Origin of the sequence: Aquabacterium sp. OR-4, from assembly GCF_025290835.2 — a bacterium.
In the GTDB taxonomy this organism is placed as follows: Bacteria; Pseudomonadota; Gammaproteobacteria; order Burkholderiales; family Burkholderiaceae_C; genus Pseudaquabacterium.
This window is the reverse complement of record NZ_JAOCQD020000002.1, coordinates 393,119-414,032: the sequence shown is the minus strand read 5'-3', so window position 1 is coordinate 414,032 and position 20,914 is coordinate 393,119. Positions and strand designations below refer to the sequence as shown.

Here is a 20,914-nt window from a genome sequence, read left to right as displayed (position 1 = left end):
CTCACTGCATGAACTGCTCGTTGCCGACCAGGCCGATCTTGGTGACGCCCAGGCGCTGCGCGCTGGCCATCACCATGGCCACGACCTTGTACTCGACCAGCTTGTTGGGCCGCAGGTGCACCTCGGGCTGGTCGGGCTGGGCGGCCACCTGGGCCAGCTTGGCTTCCAGCTCGGCACGGTCGGCCACCACCACGCCGTCCCAGCCGATGGTGCCGTCGAAGTCGACGTCGATGCGGTGCACCGTGGGCTGCTTGGTCACCGGCGAGCTGGGGCCCACCGGCATGTTCATCTTGACCGCGTGCGTCTGGATCGGGATGGTGATGATCAGCATGATGATCAGCACCAGCATCACGTCGATCAGCGGCGTGGTGTTGATGTCGATCATCACCCCGTCGTCGCTTTGCTCACCCACTTGCATGGCCATGGGTCGACTCCTATCAGTTGTTGGGCGGCGGTTCGGTGATGAACCCCACCTTGGCGATGCCGGCACGCTGGCAGGCCACGACCAGGCGGCCCACCATCTCGTAGCGTGCGGCCTCGTCGCCGCGGATGTGCACTTCGGGCTGCGGGTCGCGCACGGCTTCCTTCTTCAGGTCGGCCACCAGCGAGTCCATGTCCGCGTAGCGCTTGGTTGCCCAGTACAGATCGCCTTCCTTGTTCACGGCCAGCAGGATGTTCTCCGGCTTGGTCTGCGTGGGGACGTTGCGTTCCTTGGGCAGTTCGAGCTTGACGCTCTGGGTGATCACCGGCGTGGTGATCAGGAAGATGATCAGCAGCACCAACATGATGTCCACCAGCGGGGTGGTGTTGATGGCCGAGTTCATTGCGTCTTCTTCGCCGTCCGGCGATCCGACTGCCATGCCCATGGCAATGCTCCTATTGCGGGAAATCAAACGCCATGGGCCGCGCGTGCTGCCGTGGCAACGCGGCGCGGCCCATGGCCTGTCATGGTCGGTGGATCAGCGCTTGCCGGCCAGCAGCACGTTGTGCACGTCGCCCGAGAACGCGCGCACCTGCTCCATCACGCTCTTGTTGCGGCGGATCAGCCAGTTGTAGCCCATCACCGCGGGCACCGCGACGGCCAGGCCGATGGCGGTCATGATCAGTGCTTCACCCACCGGGCCGGCGACCTTGTCGATCGACGCCTGGCCGCTGATGCCGATGGCGGTCAGCGCGTGATAGATGCCCCACACCGTGCCGAACAGGCCCACGAACGGGGCGGTGGAGCCGACAGTGGCCAGCAGGGCCAGGCCGTCCTGCAGGCGGCTCTGGATGTTGCCGACGGCGCGCTCGATGCTCATCGAGATCCAGGTGTGGCGGTCGATCTGCTCGACCAGCGTGCCCTCATGGTGCTCGTCGGCCTTGACGCCGCTCTCGGCGATGTAGCGGAAGGCGCTGCGCTCTTCGAGCGAGTGGGCGGCCTGCTTCATCGAGGGCGACTTCCAGAACGACTCGCCCACGGCGCGACCGGCCTTGAGCAGCTTGGACTGTTCCCACAGCTTGGTGAACATCACGTACCAGGTGCTGATCGACATGATGATCATGATGATCAGGGTGCTGCGCGCGACGATGTCGCCGTGCTTCCACATGGCTTCCAGGCCGTAGGGGTTGAGCACCTCTTCCTTGGTGGTGGTGGCGGCAGGCAGCGCCGCGGCCTCGGGGGCGGCGACGGGGGCCGAGGCCTCGGCCGCGGGGGCCGAAGCCTGCGCCTGCGCGGTCTCGGGCAGGGCGGTGGTGGCGATCGCAGCGATCGCCAGCAGGGCTGCGGCCAGCGGCGCGCGCACGGATTGCATCAAGGACATGGGTGGCTCCAACAGGTAACAAGGGCAGCGGGGGTGGTGCTGCCGGAAGACTGAGAGGAAATCTCGAAGAGTGGCTCGAGGGGGATGAACTGGCGCTGCCGGCCCGCAGAAACCTGCCGGCCGTCAACCGGCCGATGGCACCGGTGCGGCGGCGCGCCGTGGGTCACTGGATACGCCAGACGACGTCGACGTCGATGGTGGCGAGGATCGGCTTGCCGGCGTCATCGGTGGCGGCGGTTCCCTTGCAGGAGCCCGAAGCCATCTGCGTGACCGCGGCGCGGTCCAGCAGGCGATGTTCACGCGTCGGGCCGGCCGAGCCGATGACATCGGCCTTGGTGACGACGCCGGCCGGATCCACCGACAGGCGCAGACGCGTGGTGCCCGAGGCCTCGGCGCGCAGGGCTGCGGCCGGGTAGTCGTCGTAGTTGACGCACTTGGCCACATCGACGCGCGGCTGCGGAACACGCGGCCGGGCCGGCGGTGCCGGCGGCGCGGGCGGTGCCGGCGGCGCAGCCACCGGGGCGGGGGCCGGGGCCAGCGTGACCGGTGCCGGGGGCGGCGCGTCGCGGGTGACGGTGATGGTGGGGGCCTGCTGCGGCGTGGCCACCTGGATTTCCGGCGGCGGCACGAAGGACGGCGGCGGAGCGGCCATCTTGGGCGGGGGCGGCAGGTTCTCGGGCGGCGGCGGCGGAGGCGGCTTGACCTCCTCGATGATCTTGGTCTCGATCGGGGCCTTGATGACCTCGACCACCTTGCGTGCCAGGCCGTTCATCAGGGCCCAACCCAGCACCACGTGCAGGAGCACGACGATGCCAAGCCCGACGGTGTGCTTACCGGGGTTGCGTTGCTGGGAAGCGTAATCCACTCTTGATCCTCCAGACGACCCACCTGATGGCTGCGGGACGCTGTGACTACAGTTCGAAAAGCAGCCTCTTGAGCCGCCTGCAGCCTCATTTGCTGCGAGAAAGGCAATATAGCCTGAAAGAATACTACATCCGCTTGGGGCAACACCCTACAGGTACGGCCCTGGTCTGAGGGGCCCCACCGGCGGGTGAAGCTGCACTGGAAAGCATGCTTTGTGCCAGTGTGGCGGGCTGGTGGGCCGGGCTGGGGTACCGGGTGCCGATTGTCGTCGGGCCGGCCCACCATCGGGCGGTGTCGTGCATCTGCTTGCCTTTGAAAACGCCGTGCGGGCCTGAGCCGCATGGCACCAATTTGGTTCGCTGCGGCTGGTCGGGTTCGGCCTGCGGCCGCCCGGCGCATGGCGGCAATGTGGTGCACGGCGCACCTCGGGTCAACAGCGGCCTGGGCCACTAACCGCCTGGCGAAGCGCCGGGGCAGGGGGCGGCTGCCGGCCGCAGCAGGCCCGGCCTGTCGGTCGGGCCCGGGCACGCCGCCAACTCGTCGAGCTGGGTCATCGACAGGATCTCGATGCGCCGGTAGCCGATGCGGATGGCGCCGGCCTGGGCCATGGCCTTGAGCTCCAGCGCCAGGGTCTGGCGGGTGATGCCGATCATCATGGCCAGCATGTCCTGGGTGATCCGCAGCACGCGCCGGTCTTCGGAGTGCCTGGAGGCGTCGCCGAGCGCCAGGCGCTGCAGGCGGCGGGCGATGCGGCCCCGCGTCGAGCGCAGCGTGGCGTCCTAGAGCATGGCGAACACGGTGCGCAGGTAGTGCGCCTGCAGCAACGCGATGGCGCGGGCGAAACCGCTGCGCAGCATCAGGCGGTTGAAGTCGTCGCGCCCGACCCGCAGCAGCCGGGCATCGCTGCAGGCCACCACATCGTGGCTGCGCGGCAGGCCGTCGAGCGCCGAGGCCTCGCCGAACCAGTGCCCAGGCTCCAGCACCGTGAGCACGGCCTCGCGCCCGGTTTCGGACACCGTGGACACGCACAGCGCGCCATGCACCAGGCCGTAGAAGCCGGTGCTGAGCTCGCCTTGCCGGAACACCACGCCGCCGCGCGGCAGCTGCACCGGCTCGGCCGCTGCGACAAGATCGTTGCGCGTGTCGGCGTCCAGTGCGGCAAACCACGGATTGAGCAGCAGCACGCGTGCGATCGAGGCAGTGGGCAAGGCGATGGACGGCATGGGCAAGGGCCAGAGCAAGGGCAGGGCAGGGCAGCGAGGTCTGCGATGGCCGGCATCGCCGAACGAGATGTCGGGCATACCCGCGGATTGCAAGAATTCTGGCGTTGTCCGGGGGAGGGCCCGAACTACGCTGCGCGCCATCATCCCCGACGAAAGCACACCGATGCAGATTGAATCGAAATGGGCCGCGAGAGCCGCTACGACGTGGACGACCTGTTTCTGACAGCGGTGCCGGTCATCGTGCCGCGCCGGCTGCGCCGCCCGATCGCGGGCCGGATGCTGGCCAGCGGCGTCGAGTTCGAACCCTTGAGCGTGGACGATGTCGTGCGCGAGGTGCGGTGGCTGGTCGAATCCGAGCAGATCGAGGCGCTGGCCATCGCCTTCATGCACGCCTATCGCAACCCGGCGCACGAGCGTCAGGCGCTGGACGCGGTTCGTGCGCTCTATCCCGGGCTGCTGGTCACGCTGTCGTCCGATGTGGCGCCGGAGATCCGCGAGTACGAGCGCACCAACACCGCCTGCGTCAATGCCTACGTGCAGCCCCGCGTGCATGCCTACATGAGCCGGCTCGGCCAGGACCTGGCCGACATCGGCTTCCAGGGCGAGCTCTACATCATGCTGTCCGGCGGCGGCATCACCACCCTCGACGATGCCCGTCGGTTCCCGGTGCGGCTGATCGAGTCCGGCCCCGCGGCCGGCGCCATGGCGGCCGCCTACATGGCGCGCCAGCTTGGCGAAAACCGCCTGATCTCGTTCGACATGGGCGGCACCACCGCCAAGATGTGCCTGATCGAGAACGGCCGGCCCAACCTGAAGCACGAGTTCGAGGCCGGCCGCATCCGCAAGTTCAAGCCGGGCTCGGGCCTGCCGCTGAAGCTCACGGTGATCGACCTGATCGAGATCGGCACCGGTGGCGGCTCGATCGCCGCGGTGGATGCCAACGGGCTGATGAAGGTCGGCCCGCGCAGCGCCGGCTCCGAGCCCGGCCCGGTGGCCTATGGCCTGGGCGGCACCGAGCCCACGGTGACCGACGCCGACCTGATGCTGGGTTACCTCGACCCGAGGTTCTTTCTGGGCGGCGAGCTCGACCTGTCGCTGGAGGCGGTGCGCCAGGCGATGCAGGATCGTCTGGGTGCCCCGCTGGGCATCGACGCGATGGGCGCCGCCCGGGGCATCCAGGCCATCGCCAACGAGACCATGGCCGCCGCCACGCGCATGCACCTCGCCGAGAAGGGCAAGGACCCGCGGGCGCATGCGCTGTTCGCGTTCGGCGGCGCCGGTGCGGTGCACGGCTATGCGCTGGCCCGCCTGCTCAAGGTGCCGCGCCTGATCGTGCCGATTGGCGCCGGCGTCGTCTCGGCGCTGGGCTTCCTCGTCGCGGCGCCTGCCGTGGACGACGTGCGGGGCTACGTGACGCGCCTGGAGCGCGCCGATTGGCAGGTGGTGAACGCGCTGTTCGCGCAGATGGAAGCCGCCAGCCGCGATCTGCTGCAACGGGCGAACCAGGGCGGCCATGCGATCACCGTGCGGTGGATGGCCGACATGCGCTATGTCGGCCAGGGCTTCGAGGTCACCGTGGCGCTGCCCGCCGGGCCGTTGGACGAGTCGCACCTCCCCCAGATCAGGCAGGCATTCCAGGCCGCCTACCTTGAGCGCTTCGGCCGGGTGGTCAAGGACGTGGCCATCGAGGCGGTGAACTGGCGCCTGGCCGCCGCGCTGCCGGAGCAGGACATCACGCTGGCCTACGCCAGCGCCGAAGGCGAAGCCTTGCGCGGCACGCGCGAGGTGTATTTCGACGGCTACGGCGTCACCCAGGCCAGGGTCTACGACCGCTACCGGCTCAGGCCGGGCGTGCAGCTGAGCGGCCCGGCCGTGGTGGAGGAGCGCGAGTCGAGCTGCAGCCTCGGCCCCGACTGCCGCTTCACGGTGGACGGCCACTACAACCTGGTGGTTGACATCGAACACGGCGCGCCGGGCGCCAGGCAGGCAGGCACCGCAACGGCACTGGAGGCATCGGCATGAGCGACAACAAGCCGCGGACCGTGGTGGTCACGCAGAGATTTTTTGACGAGGAGACCATCGCCTACCTGCAGGCCCAGCGGTGCGAGGTTCGCCTGGCCGAACTGCCGCCCGGCAAGGCGGACGGCGAGCTCGCCGAAGACACCCTTGCCCAGGTGCTGGCGCAGGCCGACGGCTGGATCGTCGGCCATGCGCGGGTGACCCGGGCCTTGCTCGAGCGGCTGCCCGGGCTGAAGGTCATCGCGCGCCGCGGCGTGGGCTACGAGCGCGTGGACACCGCCGCGGTGGCCGATCTGGGCAAGGTGGCCACCATCGCGGCGGGCGGCAACGACGCCAGCGTGGCCGACCACGCGCTGGCGCTGATGCTGGCGGTCCAGCATCGCCTGCGCGAATCGCAGATGCAGATGAACGCGGGCTCCTGGGCCATCCTGACCGGGGCCGACCTGTACCGCAAGACCGTGGGCATCGTCGGGCTGGGCCGCATCGGCCGCAGCGTGGTGCAGCGGCTGCAGGGCTTTGAGGCCCGCATCCTGGCGGTGTCGCAGCAGCAGGACGCGACGTGGGCGCGGCAGCACAACGTCACGTATGTCGACATGGCGCAGCTGCTGGCCCACAGCGATGTCGTCACCCTGCATGCCCCGCTGACGCCCGCAACGCGCCTGCTGATCGACGCCCAGGCGCTGGCGCGCATGAAGCCGACCGCGGTGCTGATCAACACCGCCCGCGGCGGCCTGGTGGACGACGCGGCGCTGCTCGCGGCCCTGCAGTCCGGCGCGATTGCCGGCGCCGGGCTCGACGTGTTTCTCAGCGAGTCCGACCCGGCCCATGCCGGCACGACCCAGGCGCTGATCGCCTTGCCCAATGTCGTCGCCACGCCGCACTCGGGCGCGTCGACGCACGAGGGGCTCGGCCGCACCAACCGCATCGCCGCGCAATGCGTCGTGGCGGTGCTCGACGGCGGGCAGGTGCCGGCTGGCTGCGTGATCGCCGACGGCCGCCCACGCGCCTGAAGCGGCAGGCGCTTTTCACCTCGGCGCGGGATGCGCCGGGGCCCGGGCAGGATGTCAGCGCGAGTTAGGGGGTGGTGGGAAATGTGACGCTGTCCACACAATTCCTCCGACCCGTGCATTCCCGGCCAGCCAGCCGCGAAGGCGGAAACCAAGGCGCCTGGCGCCGGAAAGGTCTGCCCGACCATGTTTGGCGACGTGCTCGTCCTGCTGCGCGACCGGCTCGATGCCTACCTGCATGCTGCCGCGGCAGCCGTGGGTGACGACTCCCCCGAAGACCGCGCCCAGCTGATCGACGGCGACAAGGCCGACACGGTGGATTTCCGCCTCAACGCGATCTCCATCCTGCTGATCAACCTCGAGCCCGAGACCAGCGTGCGGGCCCCCGACCCCTGGCTGCGCGTGGGCCCCGACGGCCGCCAGCAGCGGGTGATGCCCGATCTGCGGCTCAACCTGCATGTGCTGTTCGTGGCCCGCTTCAAGGGCTATGCGCTGGGGCTGAACCAGCTGGCCCTGGTGATGCGCTTCTTCCAGGGGCAGCCGGTGTTCGACCGCGAAAACACCCCGGCGCTGCCCGCCGCCATCGACAAGCTGGTGATCGAGCTGGTGAACCAGCCCCAGCACGAGCAGAACAACATCTGGAGCGCACTGCGCGTGCACTACCAGCCCTCGGTGCTGTACCGGGTGCGCATGGTGGTGCTCAGTGATCCGGCGGCGCTGACGCCGCCGCGCATCGAGCAGACCGTGGTGCACGCCCACCGGCGCGACGCCTGATCCACCCCCGAACCCCACCCACCGAACGGAGTGCGAGACATGCCCGTCTACAGGACCCCCGGCGTCTACATCGAAGAGATCTCGACGCTGCCCCCTTCGGTGGCCGAGGTGGCCACCGCGGTGCCGGCCTTCGTTGGCTACACCGAGACCGGGCCGGCCGATACCGCGCCGCCCAAGGTGCTGCGCATCAGCACGCTGCTGGATTACCGCAGCGCCTTTGGCGGTGCGCAGCGCGCGCGGTTCAGCGTCACCGAGCCGGCCTCGGCCGGCCTGCCGCCCGGCGTGGCGGCCGTGCCGCCGGCCAACCCGTTCAGCCTGTACTACGCGCTGGCGCACTATTTCAAGAACGGGGGCGGCCCCTGCTACGTGGTGTCGGTGGGCCACTACGGCAATGCCCCGACGCAGGGGCGCTTCTCGGCCGGCCTGGCCGCGCTGGAGAAAGAAGACGAGCCGACGCTGCTGGTCTTGACCGATGCCGCGATGCTGCTGCCCTCGGCCAGCTACTACGCGGTGTGCGGCGAGGCGCTGGCCCAGTGCCGCAAGCTGGGCGACCGCTTCACCATCCTGGATGTGCAGGGCGGCGCGGTGCAGGCCTTCCGCAACGATGCCAACCTGGCCGCCAACCTGATGTACGGCGCCGCCTATCACCCGTACCTGCAGACCTCGATGGCCGCCGAGTACGACGAGGCGGCGGTCGAGATCACGCGCAGCAACCCGGCGCGGCTGGCCCATGTGAGCGGCAGCCTGGTGCTGGGCACCGCCAACGGCGTGAATGTCAGCTTCAGCGGCACACCGGGCAGCAACCCGGGCGTGGCCGTCAACTTCGGCCGCAAGACCACGGCGGCCAGTTTCACCGTGGCCGGCGGGCTGCTGACCATCGTCGACGCCAACAGCAAGACCGGCAACGACCTGCTCGCCGCCTGGACGGCCTTCAAGGCCACCGGCGGCGCGGGCGGTTTTGACCTGCAGAAGCTGGGCGACGGCAGCGGCCTCATCGCCGCCGCCGATCTGCCGCGCGCGGCCATCACGCTGCCGGCGGCGCCGGGCGAGACCCTGGCCTCGATCCGCAACACCGAGACGGCCTTCTACAACAACGTGCGCGCGCTGCTCGAGATGCAGCGCGTGACGCTGCCGCCCAGCGCCGCCATGGCCGGCATCTATGCCCGCGTGGACCGCGAGCGCGGGGTGTGGAAGGCGCCGGCCAATGTGGGCGTGCTGGCCGTGCTGGGCCCGGTGAGCAAGATCACCGACGAGGAGCAGGAAGGCCTGAACATCGACGCCACGGCCGGCAAGTCGGTCAACGCCATCCGCGCCTTCACCGGCAAGGGCACCCTGGTGTGGGGCGCACGCACGCTGGCCGGCAACGACAACGAATGGCGCTATGTGTCGGTGCGGCGCCTGTTCATCATGATCGAGGAATCGGCGCGCAAGGCCTCGGCCTTTGCGGTGTTCGAGCCCAACGACGCCACCACCTGGCTCAAGGTTAAGGCGATGATCGAGAGCTACCTCTACGGCCTGTGGGAGCGCGGTGCGCTGGCCGGCGCCAAGCCCGAGTCGGCGTACTTCGTGCGCGTGGGCCTGGGCAGCACCATGACCGCCCAGGACGTGCTCAACGGCTACCTGATCGTCGAGATCGGCATCGCCGCGGTGCGGCCGGCCGAGTTTGTGGTGCTGCGCTTTTCGCACAAGCTGCAGACCGAGTGATGCCGGCGGCCGCGGCCGCTGCGCGGCCCGCACCAGCCGGCGCCTGATACGCCTGACCACGCCCAACCCGAACACCGAGGAGGCCCGCCATGGCCATGACCAAGGACCAGATCAAGGCCGCGTACCCGCTGCCGGTCTACAACTTCCGCGTCGAGATCGACGGCCAGACCGTGGGCTTCTCCGAGGTCACCGGGCTGAACATCGCCTACGACACCATCACCCACATCGAGAGCGCCACCGCCGGCCCCGGCCCGCGCATCATGTACATGCCCGGCAAGCCCAAGGTGACCACGCTCACGCTGAAGAAGGGCGTGGTCACCGGGGTCAGCGTGGCCGTGCTGTACGACTGGATCAGCACGGTGGCGCTGAACCGCGTGGTCAAGAAGGACCTGGTGGTGCGCCTGTGCGACGAGACCGGCACGCCGGTGATCAGCTGGAAGGTGATCAACGCCTTTCCCACCCAGCTGGATGCGCCGGCCTTCACCGCCAGCGCCAACGATGTGGCGATCGAGACCATGCAGCTCACCGCCGACGCGCTGATCATCGAACAGGCTTGACCGGCCATGGCCCACAGCATCGCGCAGCAGGCCGCGGCCTATCCGCTGGCGATCTACAACTTCCGCGTCGATGTCGGCGGCCAGTCCCTGGCCTTCACCGAGGTGAGCGGCCTGCTGCGCGAATGGCGCACCCAGACCTACCGGCACGGCCTGTCGCATGTGGAGGGTGAGGACATCGTGGTCTATCGCCACGAGGTCTTTGCGCCGCTGGTGTGCAAGCGCGGCGTGGTGGCCGGCCTCAATGCGCTGTACGAGTGGCTCGAGTCGGCCGAGCGGCGCACGCTCACCGTGTCGATGTGCGACCACACCGGCACGCCGGTGCTGCAGTGGCATGTGCAGCGCGCCTACCTGGTCAAGATCGAGGCCCCCAGCTTCCAGGCGGCGGGCGGCGAGGCCGCGGTCGAGACACTCACGCTGATGGCCTGCGGCATCCGCGTGCAGCCGGTCTAGCCGGCGCCAGTCTGGCAGGGCCCACGGAGCACGGCGATGGCTGAACCGATTCTCGGCATGCGCTTTGCCGTGCTGTTTCTGGCCGGCGGGGCGGTGCCCAATCCGATTGACCTGCGTTTTCGCCGGGTGTCGGGCCTGGCCATCGATGTCGATACCGAAGTGCTGCCCCAGGGTGGCGCCAACACCTACCAGCTGCAGCTGCCCAAGGGCGTGCGCCACGGCAACCTGGTGCTCGAGCGCGGCATGGTCATCGGCTCGCCGCTGAGCCTCGAGTTCAACGCCAGCCTGAGCAGCTTCAAGTTCCTGACCTCCAACGTGCTGATCACGCTGCTGTCGGCCGACAACGCGCCACTGGCCGCCTGGCTGTTCATGAAGGCCTGGCCGGTCAAGTGGGCCACCTCCGACCTGGATGCCAGCGAGCCCGGCCTGGTGATCGACACGCTGGAGCTGGCCTACACCCGCATGCAGCCCATGCGGCTGTAGCCGCCGCCGCAGCCCCCTTGCTCAACGCCCCAGCCGAGTCATTGCCCCATGCCCATCGAGATCAAGGAACTGGTCATCCGCACCCAGGTCGGCCTGCACGACGGCAGCGCGCCGTCCAGCAGCCCGGCCGAGCAGGCGCAGCACCCGGGCGCCGACGGCCCGCCCTTCGACACCCAGGCGCTGGTGCAGGAATGCGTGCGCCAGGTGCTGCAGATCCTGGCCCGGCAGCGCGAGCGCTGAGCAGCATGGGCCTGCCATCGCTCTTCAAGCTGGAGAAGCTGCGCATCGAGGCCTACCGCGATGTTGATCGCGGCAAGCCGGCCGATCCGCCGCGCATGGAGGTGATGTTCAACCCCACCAGCCTCGAGCGCAGCCACGAGGTGGCCTACGACTCGGCCACGCTGCAAGGCTTGAACACGCCGGGGCGACCCGCCCGCTATGCCTACACGCCGCCCGGCAAGCTGGGCCTGAAGCTGGTGTTCGACGGCACCGGGGTCGATCGCATCGGCCTGTCGGCCATGCTCGACCCGCCCAGCGTCAGGAAGGACATCGCCCGCTTCGAGAAGCTGTGCCTGCGCATGAACGGCGACATCCACGAGCCGCATTTCCTGCGGGTGCGCTGGGGCGAATTCAGCTTCGACTGCCGGCTCAAGAAGCTGGACATCCGCTACACGCTGTTCGACGAATCGGGCGATCCGCTGCGCGCCGAGCTCGATGTGCAGCTGGTCGAGGACAAGAGTGCCAAGAAGATCTTTCGCGAGGCCGGCAAGAACTCGCCCGATCTCACCCACGCCCGCGTGGTGAAGGCCGGCGACACGCTGCCGCTGCTGTGCCACGAGATCTACGGCTCGTCGCGCCACTACCTGAAGGTGGCGCGCGACAACGGGCTCGATGACTTTCGGGTGCTGGCGCCAGGCATGACGCTGCTGTTCAAGCCCCTGCTGCCCGCCGCGGGCGCGGGCGGAGCAGGCCGCACGGCATCATGAGCGTTGTCGATGTCCAGATCCTCAGCGAAGGCCAGGCGGTCGATCCGTCGATCTCGCTGCTGTCGGTGGATGTGCGCCGCGAGCTCAACCGGCTGCCCTCGGCGCAACTGCTGTTCATCGACGGTGATCCGCCTGCGGGCACCTTCCCGATCAGCGACAGCGCGGTGTTTGCGGTGGGCAAGCAGGTGGAGATCACCGCGGGCTACACGGACGATCCGTCCACCAAGGTCACGCTGTTTCGCGGGCCGGTGGTGCGCCATGCCGTCGAGGCGAACCCGCAGGGCGGCACGCTGCGCATCGAGCTGCGCGACATGGCCCACCAGCTCACGCAGGGCCGCCACACCGCGCTGTTCGAGAAGCAGGCCGACAGCGCCGTGTTCAGCAAGCTGGTGCGCGCTGCGAGCCTGAAGACCGGGCGTGTGGACGCCACGGCCTACCAGCATCCGGCCCTGGTGCAGTTCGACTGCACCGACTGGGACTTTCTGGTCACCCGGGCCGAGGCCAATGGCTGCGTGGTGCTGGCCCACGACGGTCAGCTGTCCTGGCGCAAGCTCGAGGCTCCGGCGCGGGCCGACTTCGCGCTGCGCCTGGGCCTCGATCTGGTGGTCGACTTCTCGCTCGAAATCGACGGTCTGGCGGCGAGCTCCCGGGTCTCGGCCACCGGCTGGGATCTGCCTGGCGGCAAGCTGGCCAGTGCCCAGGGCAGGTCACCGCCCACGCTGGCGCCCGGTGATTCGCGCAGCGCCAGCCTGGCCCGGGCACTGAGCGGCCCGCCGCAAACCCTGGCCGCGCTGGCGCCCGCGCACAGCGACGAACTGGCCGCCTGGGCCGACGCCGTGCTGACGCGCGCCGAGCTGGCCGCCGTGCGCGGCCGTGTCACCGTGCAAGGCCTGCCCAAGGCGGCGCTGCTGGCCGGCATGTCGCTCGAGGGCATGGGCCAGCGCTTTGCCGGCACCGTGCCGATCACCGGCCTGGCCCACCGCATCGCCAACGGCCTGTGGCTCACCGATCTGCAGCTGGGCCTGCCCGCCAAGCCGCACCACCGCGCCGAAGGCCTGGCCTCGCCCGCGGCGGCCGGCCTGAACCCGCCCGACACCGGGCTGAGCCTGGGCGTGGTGACCCAGGTGCATGGCGACCCCGATGGCCAGTTTCGCGTGCAGGTCAAGCTGCTGGGCACCGACGATCCGCCGGTCACGCTGTGGGCGCGGGTGGCCGCGCCGGTGGCCGGCAAGGAGCGCGGCTGGCAGCTGCGCCCGGCCGTCAACGACCAGGTGGTGCTGGCCTGCCTGCACGGCGACCCGCGCCAGCCGGTGGTGCTGGGCAGCCTGCACGGGCCCGGCCACGAGCCACCCAAGGCCGTGCTCGATGACAGCGCCGACGACAGTCTGTCGGGCTTTGCCACGCGCAGCGGCCTGCAGCTGGTGCTCGACGACAAGAAGAAGAGCCTGCTGCTCAAGACCCCCGCCGGCCACCAGGTGCTGCTCGACGACGACGCCAAGGCCATCACGCTCGAGGACAGCCACGGCAACCAGATCGTGCTGGACCAGGACGGCGTGCGCATCAAGTCGGTGAAGGACCTCAGCCTCGAGGCCAGCGGCAACGTCACCGTCAAGGGCGCCAAGATCGACCTGAAGTAAGGAACCCGCCACCATGAACGCACCTCTTCCTGCATCGGCCACGCAAGCGGCCACACAAACGGCCACCCACACGCCGGCCCAGGCGGCCGCCCACCCGGGTACTGCGGCGCCGGTGCTTCAGCTGCAGCTGTCGCTCGACGACGTGAACCTGCTGCTCGAAGCCGTGGGCGCCTTGCCCTTTGCGCGGGTGTACGCGCTGGTCGGGCGCATCCAGGCCCAGGCCGCGGCGCAGTTGCCGGGCCTGCAGGGCGGGCAGGGCTGAGCCGCATGGCCGGCGCCGACGCCTTTCTCGGCCGCGGCTGGGCTTTTCCGCCGCGCTTTGCCGCGGCTGGCGAGGGCGTGGCCATGGCCAGCGGCACCGACGATGTGGCCGAGAGCCTGGCCATCCTGCTGGCCACGCGCCGCGGCGAGCGGGTGCTGCTCGAGCGTTATGGCTGCGATCTGGCCGAGTTTCTGTTTGCCGAGATCACGCCCTCGCTGGTGGGCCAGGTGCGCGATCTGGTCAGCGACGCCATCCTCGAATACGAGCCGCGGGTGCAGCTCAACAGCGTGGAGGTGGGCACCGAGCGGGCCGACGAGGGCGTGCTGGTGGTGGCGGTCGACTACACCGTGCGCGCCACCAACTCGCGCTTCAACATGGTGTGGCCCTTCCATGTCGACGAGGCGGTGCGCCCGCTCGACGGCGGGTGAGGGCAGGGGCCGCAGATGCTCGACACGGTGCTGATCGATGGTGACCAGGCGGTGTTCGTGCCGATGTTCGGCGCGGCCCTGGTGGTGGTGCAGCCCGGGCGCTTGCGGGCCAGCGGCCCGGCCACCGCGGGTGGCAAGAAGATCTGCGTGGACGGCGACGAAAGCAGCGTGTCGGTGCCCGGCTGCAGCTACATGACGCCGCAGTACTGCATCCCCGGCAGCGGCACGCTCAAGATCGCCAGCCTGGCCGCCAACCAGAAGGCCCAGCACTGCCACACCGGCGGCAAGCCCATGCTGCTGAAGGGCGCCATGTTCAACGCCCGGTTCGAGGTGCAGGTGCCGGCCATGCAGCCACCACCCGGGCCCGGCGCACCGGTGCCCGACGGCAGCCCCAGCTACAGCGGCCAGGGGCAGTTTGTCAGCACCAACCTCAAGGTCAAGGCCACCTGAGCCGCCGCGTCAACCGCCCAGCGCCGATCTCCGCCCCGATCACCCCACCCCTTTTTTCACCGACGCACCGCGCCACACGCCCACCATGCCCGCACTTGCGTCCGACGGCACCAGCCAGGCGGCCCGCCACTGGCCCGAGCTCGACCCGGCCCATGCCGTGCTCGACCCCCGCGGCGCGCACGACTGGCTGGCCTTTGTGCGGGCCTATGCCCGTGAACTGGTGTTCACCGACGAGGCCGACGGCAGCGACAGCGCCGACTGGCGCGGCCTGCTGGGCGACGATGACGCCGCGCTGGCCGCCGCCGCGGCGCTGCTGCAGCAGGCGCCGCCCGGGCCGCGGCTGCCGGGCCCGCTGCCCGAGCGCCTGAGCCGTCCGCACGTGGCGCTGCTGCTGGCCTTTGTGGCCTTGCTGGGGCGCACGCGCGCGGCCATCAACGGCATCAGCGCGCGCCATCTGGCGCTGCTCTACCGCGACACCCTGCGCCTGCAGCGCCGGCCGGCGCTGCCCGACCGGCTGCATGTGCTGGCACAGGCCGAGGCCACGGCGCAGCGCCTGCTGTTGCCGGCCGGCACCGCGCTCGATGCCGGCCAGGACGCGGCCGGTCGCCAGCGCATTTACACCACGCAGGCCGATCTGGTGGTCAGCGGCCTGCAGGTGGCCCAGCTGCGCAGCCTGCACGCCGACATCCGCCGCACCGGCCTGCGCGAGGCGGCCTTTGCGCACCGGGTCAGCGGCACGCGGCAGCAGGCCTTTGTGTCCATGTGGCGCATCGCGCTGGGCCAGCCGGCACCGGGTGATGCGCTGCCGGCGCCCATCGTGCCCGGCATTCCGGCGGTGCCCAGCGGCCAGCGGCCCGAGATCGACTTCAACGCGCTGCAGGCCGCTGCCGCCGTGGTGCAGCGCGTGATCGACGCCTTTGCCATGCCGCTGCTCGATGACTACCGCGAGCTGATGCGCCTGCGCCGCCAGCGCCAGGAGCGCGAGGCCGGCGAGGCCGCCACGGTGGCGGCCGTGCTGGCGCAGGTGGCGGCCGCGGTGCGGCCCGGCCAGGCCTATGCCGCCGGCGAGGTGCAGGATTTCGAGGCCAACCTGGCGCGCGCGCTGGGACTCGATGCCGCGGGCTACGCCCATTTCTACGATGGCCTGCCCGAGGTCAAGAGCGCCGAGCAGGCGCTGGCGGCGCTGCCCACCCGCCCCGACGTGCAGGCCTTTGTGCAGCAGCGCCTGCGGCTGTCGCTTGACGACTTTCGCCGCATGATGCTGGCGCGCCTGCAGATCGAAGGCGCCTGGGCCGAGATCGCCCGGCTGATCGAGGCCGCTGCCCGCCGCAAGCGCGCCAGCCCCGACTGGCAGCTGCCCGCCGAGCAGCGGCGCCGGCGCGATGTGGCGCAGTGGCTGGCCGTGGCGCTCGATCTGCGCAGCCACCCGGTGGGCGCGGTGGCCGATGCCGGGCTCGACGGCTTTCATGCCGCATTCGAAGGCATCGAGCGCTGGGCCGCCATGTCGGCCGAGCGCCTGCACTTCGTCATGGGGGTCGGCCAGCGCCTGCCGCCGCTGGAATCGGCCGACTGGGTGCGGGTGTTCGAGCTGATGGCCGAGGCCCACGAGAGCCGGGTCTACGAACGCCGGCGCGCGCTGCTGGCCCAGGCCGCCGCGGCCGGGCGCCAGGCCGGCCAGCCGGCGGTGGCCATGGCCGCGCTGCTGGCCGTGGTGCTGGGCGATGCGCTGCCCGCGGCCGAGGCGCTGGCCCGGCTGGGCGCCTTTGGCGTGCGCGCCGACGACGGCGAGGCCGTGGCCCGCGCCCAGGCCGGCCAGCCGCTCGACGACGCCACCTGGCTGCGCCTGCTGGGGGTGCTGGAGGTGGCGCAGCGCAACCGCGAGAACTTCGTGCCCGAGCCACCGCAGCAGGTGCAGTGGCGCTGGCTGCATGCGCTGGCCGATGCCCGGCAGGCCGCGCCTGCCGCAGCGGCGGCCACGCCGGGCGCGTCGCGCTGGCCACCCTTTGGCCAGGTGGCGGCGGCGCGTGCCGCACAGCCGCCGGCCGAGCTGCTGGGTTGCGCCTTTGCCTCGCCGCTGCTGTGGCTGGCCGAAGGCCAGCGCACGGTGCAGCTGCTGCTGGGCTTTGACGGTGCCGCCGCGGCCTTTGACGCCGCAGCCCTGCGCCGCCTGATGGCGCCACCCGAGGGCCAGGGCCACAGCGCCACCCAACTGCCCTGGCTGGTGCAGATCAGCACTGAAAAAGGCTGGGAGACGCCGCAGCAGGTCACGCTTGACTGGCTGCCGGCGGCGGCCAACCCCGCGGGCGCCTCGCCGGGCCCGGCTGGCGGCATGGGCGGCTACCCGGCCGTGCCCGGCGTTGACACCACGGGCCTGCGCCTGCTGCGCCTGGGCCTCGAGCTGGGCCCGCGCCAGCCGGCCAGCGCCGCACCGCGCCTGGCCGTGCACGGCCTGAACCAGGCCACGCCGGTGCTGCGGCTGATGCTGCGCCCGGTGTGGGACGATGTGCTGGAGGCCTGGACCAGCCCCTACACCCTGCTGCGCCGCCTGCGCCTGCAGCGCGTGAAGCTCAGCGTCGGCGTGTCGGGCCTGGCCTCGCTGCTGCTGCGCAACGACGACGCGGTGCTCGACGCCCGCAAGCCCTTCGAGCCCTTCGGCTTCCAGCCCGCGGCGGGCGCGCGCCTGCAGATCGGCCATGCCGAGCTGGCCTGCAAGCCGCTGGACAGCGTGGGCTTTCGTTTCGAGTGGATGGGCGCGCCGGCCGCGCTGGACGCGCACTACGCCAATTACGAGGGCGCCCTCAAGGCGGCCTCGTTCACGGCCCGTGTGGGCCTGCGCGACGGGCGCCTGTTCAGCCCGGCCGATCGCCTGATGCGCCTGTTTGGCGACGGCAGCACGGCCGATGCGGTGCAGCAGCAGGTCACGCCGCTGCCCGACCCCGGCACGCCCGCCTGGCCCCAGGTGCCCGAGGCGCTGGCCAGCGATGTGGGCGAGTGGCCGCGCTGCCTGGTGTGGGAGCTGGCGGGCGATTTCCAGCACGCGGTCTACCCGGGTCAGGCGCTGAAAAAATCGCTGCAGCTGGCCGCTGCCATCGCGGCGCGGCGCGAGGGGCTGGACGCGGCCAGCTTCCAGGTCAACGCCCCCTACACGCCCAAGCTCAAGCGCCTGCTGGTCGACTACAGCGCCAGCATCGAGCGGGCGGTGCCGGCCCTGGGCCGCAGCGCCGCCGGTCAGCCGCGTGAAGCGCTGCTGCAGCTGCTGCACCTGCACCCCTTCGGCAGCACCGCGCCGGGCACGGCCGAGCTGGCCGCGGGGGCCGCGCTGCTGCCGGCCTATGACGACGAAGGCGAGCTCTACATCGGCCTGTCCGGCGCGCGGCCGCCGCAGCGCCTGAGCCTGCTGCTGCAACTGGCCGAAGGCAGTGCCGACCCCGATGTCGCGCCGCCAGCCCTGCAGTGGAGCGTGCTCAGCGCCAACCGCTGGCAGTCGCTGCAGGGCCAGGGTGGCGCGGCGGGTCAGGGCACCGAGGCTGCCGGGCAGGCTGGCGCCAACAGCAGTGGCCTGCTGGTTGACGGCACGCACGGCCTGATCCATGCCGGCATCGTGGAGCTGGCGCTGCCGGCGGTGCAGCCCAGCACGCTGCTGCCGGGCGCCGATGGTGCGGCGCCGCTGCTGTGGCTGCGCGTGGCCGCCGCGCAAGGCAGCCGCGGCGTGTGCCAGGTGCTGGGCGTGCACCCCGATGCCGTGCTGGCCGAGCGCCAGCTGCCGGCCGGGCCGCACGGCGGTGATGTCGACAGCGGTGCCGACCCCGATGCCGACACGGATGCCGATGCCGATGCCGACACCGATGCCACGCTGCGCGACGGGCCGCTGCCGGCCCACAGCATTGCCGCCCCGCTGGCGCCGCTGGCCGGCCTGGCGGCGCTGCAACAGCCCTACAGCGCCTTTGGCGGCCGCCCGGCCGAAGACGATGCGGCCTTTCGCGTGCGCGCCAGCGAGCGCCTGCGCCACCGCGGCCGTGCGCTCACCCCCTGGGACGTGGAGCGCCTGGTGCTCGAGCACTTTGCGCAGCTGCACAAGGTGCGCTGTCTGCGTGCCGACGAGTTCGAGCCGGCGCTGGCGCCGCCACCGGGCACGGTCACCGTGGTGGTGGTGCCCGACATGGTGCAGCGCCAGCCCTTCGACCCCTCGTCGCCCAAGGTGCCGGCCGACCAGATCCGCGACATCGCCGCCTTTCTCACCGAGCGCCTGCCCACCGGCGCGCGGCTGCGCGTGATCAACCCGCATGTGGTGCTGCTGAAGCTGCGCTGCGGCATCCGCCTGCGGCCGGGGGTGGACGAAGGCCCGGCGCTGCAGCGCATCAACGACGCCCTGAACCGCCACCTCGCGCCCTGGGCCTGGGCCGAGGGCAGCGATCTGGTGATCGGCGGGCGCATCCACGCCAACAGCATCCTGCACTTCATCGAGCAGCGCGACGAGGTCGACTACGTGGCCGAGCTGCGACTGTTCACCGCCGACGACGGCCACTGGCGCCTGGCCGCCGACCGCAGCGCCGTCGACGGCCAGGGCCCGGCCGCCAGCCCCGGCCGGCCCGATGGCGTGCTGGTGCCGGCGGCCCAGCATGAGCTGCTGGTCATCGGCCAGGCCGACTACCGCGCCGAGGGCCTGGACGGCATCGGCCACATGAAGCTCGAGCTCGACTTCATCGTCGCCTGACACCCGGCCACCCAGGCGCCACGCCCCCCGCATCCCGCTGCCACCGAAGGAGACCCGCATGAAGATCGACAAGCCCGGCCGCGACACGCTCGAGTCGTATTTCGTCAAGAACGCCGTGCCCACGCAGTCCAACTTCGAGGACCTGATCGGCGCCGGGCTGAACCAGCGCGACGACGGCATCGCCAAGCTGGCCGGCGAGCCGCTGAGCCTGCAGGCCGATGGCGATGACGGCAGCCAGAAGAAGCTGCTCAACCTCTACCGCAGCTTTGCCGATCCGCAGCCGGCCTGGACCCTGGCGCTGAGCCCGCGCAGCGATCCGCGCAATGCCCAGAGCGCACGCGCCGGCCTGGGCTTCACCACGGCCGAAGGGCTGCCGCGGCTGTTCATCGACCAGGCCACCGGCAACCTGGGCGTGGGCACGCTGGGCTCCGAGGCGCGGCTCGAGGTGGCCGGCACGCTGAAGGTGGCCACCAGCTTCAACAGCGCGCGCGATCCCGCGTCAGGGCTCACCCACGGTGGCGCGCTGGTGATCAAGGGCAATGCGCCGCAGCTCGACTTCATCGACACCGAGCACCGCGACTGGGCCATCCATGTCAACGACAACCGGCTGTACTTCATCCGCGAGCCCTGGGAGTTTCAGGACCTGGTGCTCGACGGCGCCGGCAACGTGGGCATCGGCACCTACCAGCCGCGGGCCAAGCTCGAGGTGCGCGGCGGCGCCATCATGCCCAGCTTCGGCGGCGCGGCCGACAGCGGCATCCAGTTCCCAACCGACCCCGCCGGCGGCAGCGGCGACAACGCCTGGATCCGCTACTTCGCGCGCTCGGGCGAGGCCTGCACGCTGGAGATCGGCATCAACAACGACGGCGACGACCACATCGCGCTGATGGCCTCGGGCAGCGTCGGCGTGGGCACGCGCAGCCCGGTCGGCAAGCTGCATGTGCAAGGTTCGATCGTGGCCGGCGGCTCCGACATCTACTTCACCGAAACCGACCACATCCACACCGGCTTCGGCAACACGGCGGGCTACGCAGCCATCGAGAACGCCAAAAACTTCAACGCGTTGATGATCCTGGGCCGCAGCACAGGCATCGCCAACGAAGGCCGGCGCGTTGAGATATACGACTACCTGCGTGTCAACGGCCGCTTCATCCAGAACTCCGACCTGCGTGCCAAGCAGGAGGTGCGCACGCTCGAGCTGGGCCTGGCCGAGGTGCTGCGCCTGAAGCCGGTGGCCTACCGCTGGAAGGCACTGCGCACCGACCAGGACCAGCTCGGCCTGATTGCCCAGGACGTGCGCGACGTCATTCCGCAGGCCGTGCATGTGGACGATCCGCAGCAGCCCGACAGCCGGCTGGGCCTGTCCTATGACAGCCTGGTGGCGGTGCTGATCAACGCCGTGCAGGAGCTGGCAAGCCGGCTGCAGGCGCTGGAGCAGGGCGCCGGCGCGGGCCCAGCGATGGCGGTGGCGGCCGGTCAGCCCGGTCAGGCCGTCGCCACCGCCCGCGGCGCCTGAGCCGCGGCCGCCCGCCCCCCGCCACACCACCCTCATCC

The 20,914-nt window shown here is 70.8% G+C and carries 21 protein-coding genes; 15 read left to right on the top strand and 6 right to left on the bottom strand.

Annotated features, from left to right (window positions below; translation table 11 throughout):
- Position 1 precedes the first annotated feature (1 nt).
- The 6 genes from N4G63_RS14025 to N4G63_RS14000 form a co-directional block, all read right to left on the bottom strand.
- Complete coding sequence (locus N4G63_RS14025) at positions 2 to 424, bottom strand: ExbD/TolR family protein (RefSeq protein WP_260786092.1); 423 nt, start codon at positions 422 to 424, stop codon at positions 2 to 4.
- 13 nt (positions 425 to 437) lie between these two features.
- On the bottom strand, positions 438 to 866 hold the full coding sequence (locus N4G63_RS14020) for an ExbD/TolR family protein (RefSeq protein ID WP_260786091.1): 429 nt from the start codon (positions 864 to 866) through the stop codon (positions 438 to 440).
- A gap of 93 nt (positions 867 to 959) precedes the next feature.
- Positions 960 to 1,802, bottom strand: coding sequence for a MotA/TolQ/ExbB proton channel family protein (locus tag N4G63_RS14015; protein WP_260786090.1), 843 nt, complete (start codon positions 1,800 to 1,802; stop codon positions 960 to 962).
- A gap of 163 nt (positions 1,803 to 1,965) precedes the next feature.
- Entirely contained in the window at positions 1,966 to 2,667 is a 702-nt protein-coding gene (locus N4G63_RS14010) for a TonB family protein (protein WP_260786089.1), read from the bottom strand.
- A gap of 448 nt (positions 2,668 to 3,115) precedes the next feature.
- Positions 3,116 to 3,415 (bottom strand): helix-turn-helix domain-containing protein, encoded by a 300-nt coding sequence (locus N4G63_RS14005; protein WP_260786700.1) that lies wholly within the window; start codon positions 3,413 to 3,415, stop codon positions 3,116 to 3,118.
- A 30-nt stretch (positions 3,416 to 3,445) separates the two neighbouring features.
- Positions 3,446 to 3,889, bottom strand: coding sequence for a Crp/Fnr family transcriptional regulator (locus tag N4G63_RS14000; protein WP_260786088.1), 444 nt, complete (start codon positions 3,887 to 3,889; stop codon positions 3,446 to 3,448).
- 180 nt (positions 3,890 to 4,069) lie between these two features.
- Between N4G63_RS14000 and N4G63_RS13995 the strand changes: the two genes are divergently transcribed.
- From N4G63_RS13995 to N4G63_RS13925, 15 genes are all read left to right on the top strand, one after another.
- On the top strand, positions 4,070 to 5,911 hold the full coding sequence (locus N4G63_RS13995; RefSeq protein WP_314599833.1) for a hydantoinase/oxoprolinase family protein: 1,842 nt from the start codon (positions 4,070 to 4,072) through the stop codon (positions 5,909 to 5,911).
- Positions 5,908 to 6,918 carry a phosphoglycerate dehydrogenase gene (locus tag N4G63_RS13990; RefSeq protein ID WP_314599832.1) on the top strand — a complete coding sequence of 337 codons (1,011 nt, stop codon included), beginning with the start codon at positions 5,908 to 5,910 and terminating at the stop codon, positions 6,916 to 6,918. Before N4G63_RS13995 ends, N4G63_RS13990 begins: the two co-directional genes overlap by 4 nt.
- A gap of 195 nt (positions 6,919 to 7,113) precedes the next feature.
- Positions 7,114 to 7,689 carry a contractile injection system cap protein gene (locus tag N4G63_RS13985; RefSeq protein ID WP_314599831.1) on the top strand — a complete coding sequence of 192 codons (576 nt, stop codon included), beginning with the start codon at positions 7,114 to 7,116 and terminating at the stop codon, positions 7,687 to 7,689.
- Between the two features lie 39 nt (positions 7,690 to 7,728).
- On the top strand, positions 7,729 to 9,393 hold the full coding sequence (locus N4G63_RS13980; protein ID WP_314599830.1) for a phage tail sheath family protein: 1,665 nt from the start codon (positions 7,729 to 7,731) through the stop codon (positions 9,391 to 9,393).
- A gap of 89 nt (positions 9,394 to 9,482) precedes the next feature.
- Positions 9,483 to 9,950: a phage tail protein gene (locus N4G63_RS13975; RefSeq protein WP_260786083.1), complete on the top strand. Its 468-nt coding sequence runs from the start codon at positions 9,483 to 9,485 to the stop codon at positions 9,948 to 9,950.
- Between the two features lie 6 nt (positions 9,951 to 9,956).
- On the top strand, positions 9,957 to 10,400 hold the full coding sequence (locus N4G63_RS13970; RefSeq protein WP_260786082.1) for a phage tail protein: 444 nt from the start codon (positions 9,957 to 9,959) through the stop codon (positions 10,398 to 10,400).
- 36 nt (positions 10,401 to 10,436) lie between these two features.
- The gene (locus tag N4G63_RS13965) at positions 10,437 to 10,883 is read left to right on the top strand and encodes a phage tail protein (protein WP_260786081.1); all 447 of its coding nucleotides are present in this window, start codon (positions 10,437 to 10,439) and stop codon (positions 10,881 to 10,883) included.
- A gap of 48 nt (positions 10,884 to 10,931) precedes the next feature.
- Positions 10,932 to 11,123 carry a DUF5908 family protein gene (locus N4G63_RS13960; protein WP_260786080.1) on the top strand — a complete coding sequence of 64 codons (192 nt, stop codon included), beginning with the start codon at positions 10,932 to 10,934 and terminating at the stop codon, positions 11,121 to 11,123.
- 5 nt (positions 11,124 to 11,128) lie between these two features.
- Positions 11,129 to 11,869: a CIS tube protein gene (locus tag N4G63_RS13955; RefSeq protein ID WP_260786079.1), complete on the top strand. Its 741-nt coding sequence runs from the start codon at positions 11,129 to 11,131 to the stop codon at positions 11,867 to 11,869.
- Positions 11,866 to 13,506: a phage baseplate assembly protein V gene (locus tag N4G63_RS13950; RefSeq protein ID WP_260786078.1), complete on the top strand. Its 1,641-nt coding sequence runs from the start codon at positions 11,866 to 11,868 to the stop codon at positions 13,504 to 13,506. The genes N4G63_RS13955 and N4G63_RS13950 overlap by 4 nt, the downstream gene beginning before the upstream one ends.
- A 13-nt stretch (positions 13,507 to 13,519) precedes the next feature.
- Positions 13,520 to 13,768: a hypothetical protein gene (locus N4G63_RS13945; protein WP_260786077.1), complete on the top strand. Its 249-nt coding sequence runs from the start codon at positions 13,520 to 13,522 to the stop codon at positions 13,766 to 13,768.
- A 5-nt stretch (positions 13,769 to 13,773) separates the two neighbouring features.
- Positions 13,774 to 14,196 (top strand): gp25 family contractile injection system sheath assembly initiator, encoded by a 423-nt coding sequence (locus N4G63_RS13940; protein WP_260786076.1) that lies wholly within the window; start codon positions 13,774 to 13,776, stop codon positions 14,194 to 14,196.
- 15 nt (positions 14,197 to 14,211) lie between these two features.
- Positions 14,212 to 14,646 carry a contractile injection system spike tip protein gene (locus N4G63_RS13935; RefSeq protein WP_260786075.1) on the top strand — a complete coding sequence of 145 codons (435 nt, stop codon included), beginning with the start codon at positions 14,212 to 14,214 and terminating at the stop codon, positions 14,644 to 14,646.
- 85 nt (positions 14,647 to 14,731) lie between these two features.
- The gene (locus N4G63_RS13930) at positions 14,732 to 19,360 is read left to right on the top strand and encodes a baseplate J/gp47 family protein (RefSeq protein ID WP_260786074.1); all 4,629 of its coding nucleotides are present in this window, start codon (positions 14,732 to 14,734) and stop codon (positions 19,358 to 19,360) included.
- Positions 19,361 to 19,418: 58 nt separating this feature from the next.
- A complete protein-coding gene (locus N4G63_RS13925) occupies positions 19,419 to 20,876 on the top strand; it encodes a tail fiber domain-containing protein (RefSeq protein ID WP_260786073.1) in 1,458 nt (485 codons plus the stop codon).
- The last annotated feature ends 38 nt before the right edge of the window (positions 20,877 to 20,914 follow it).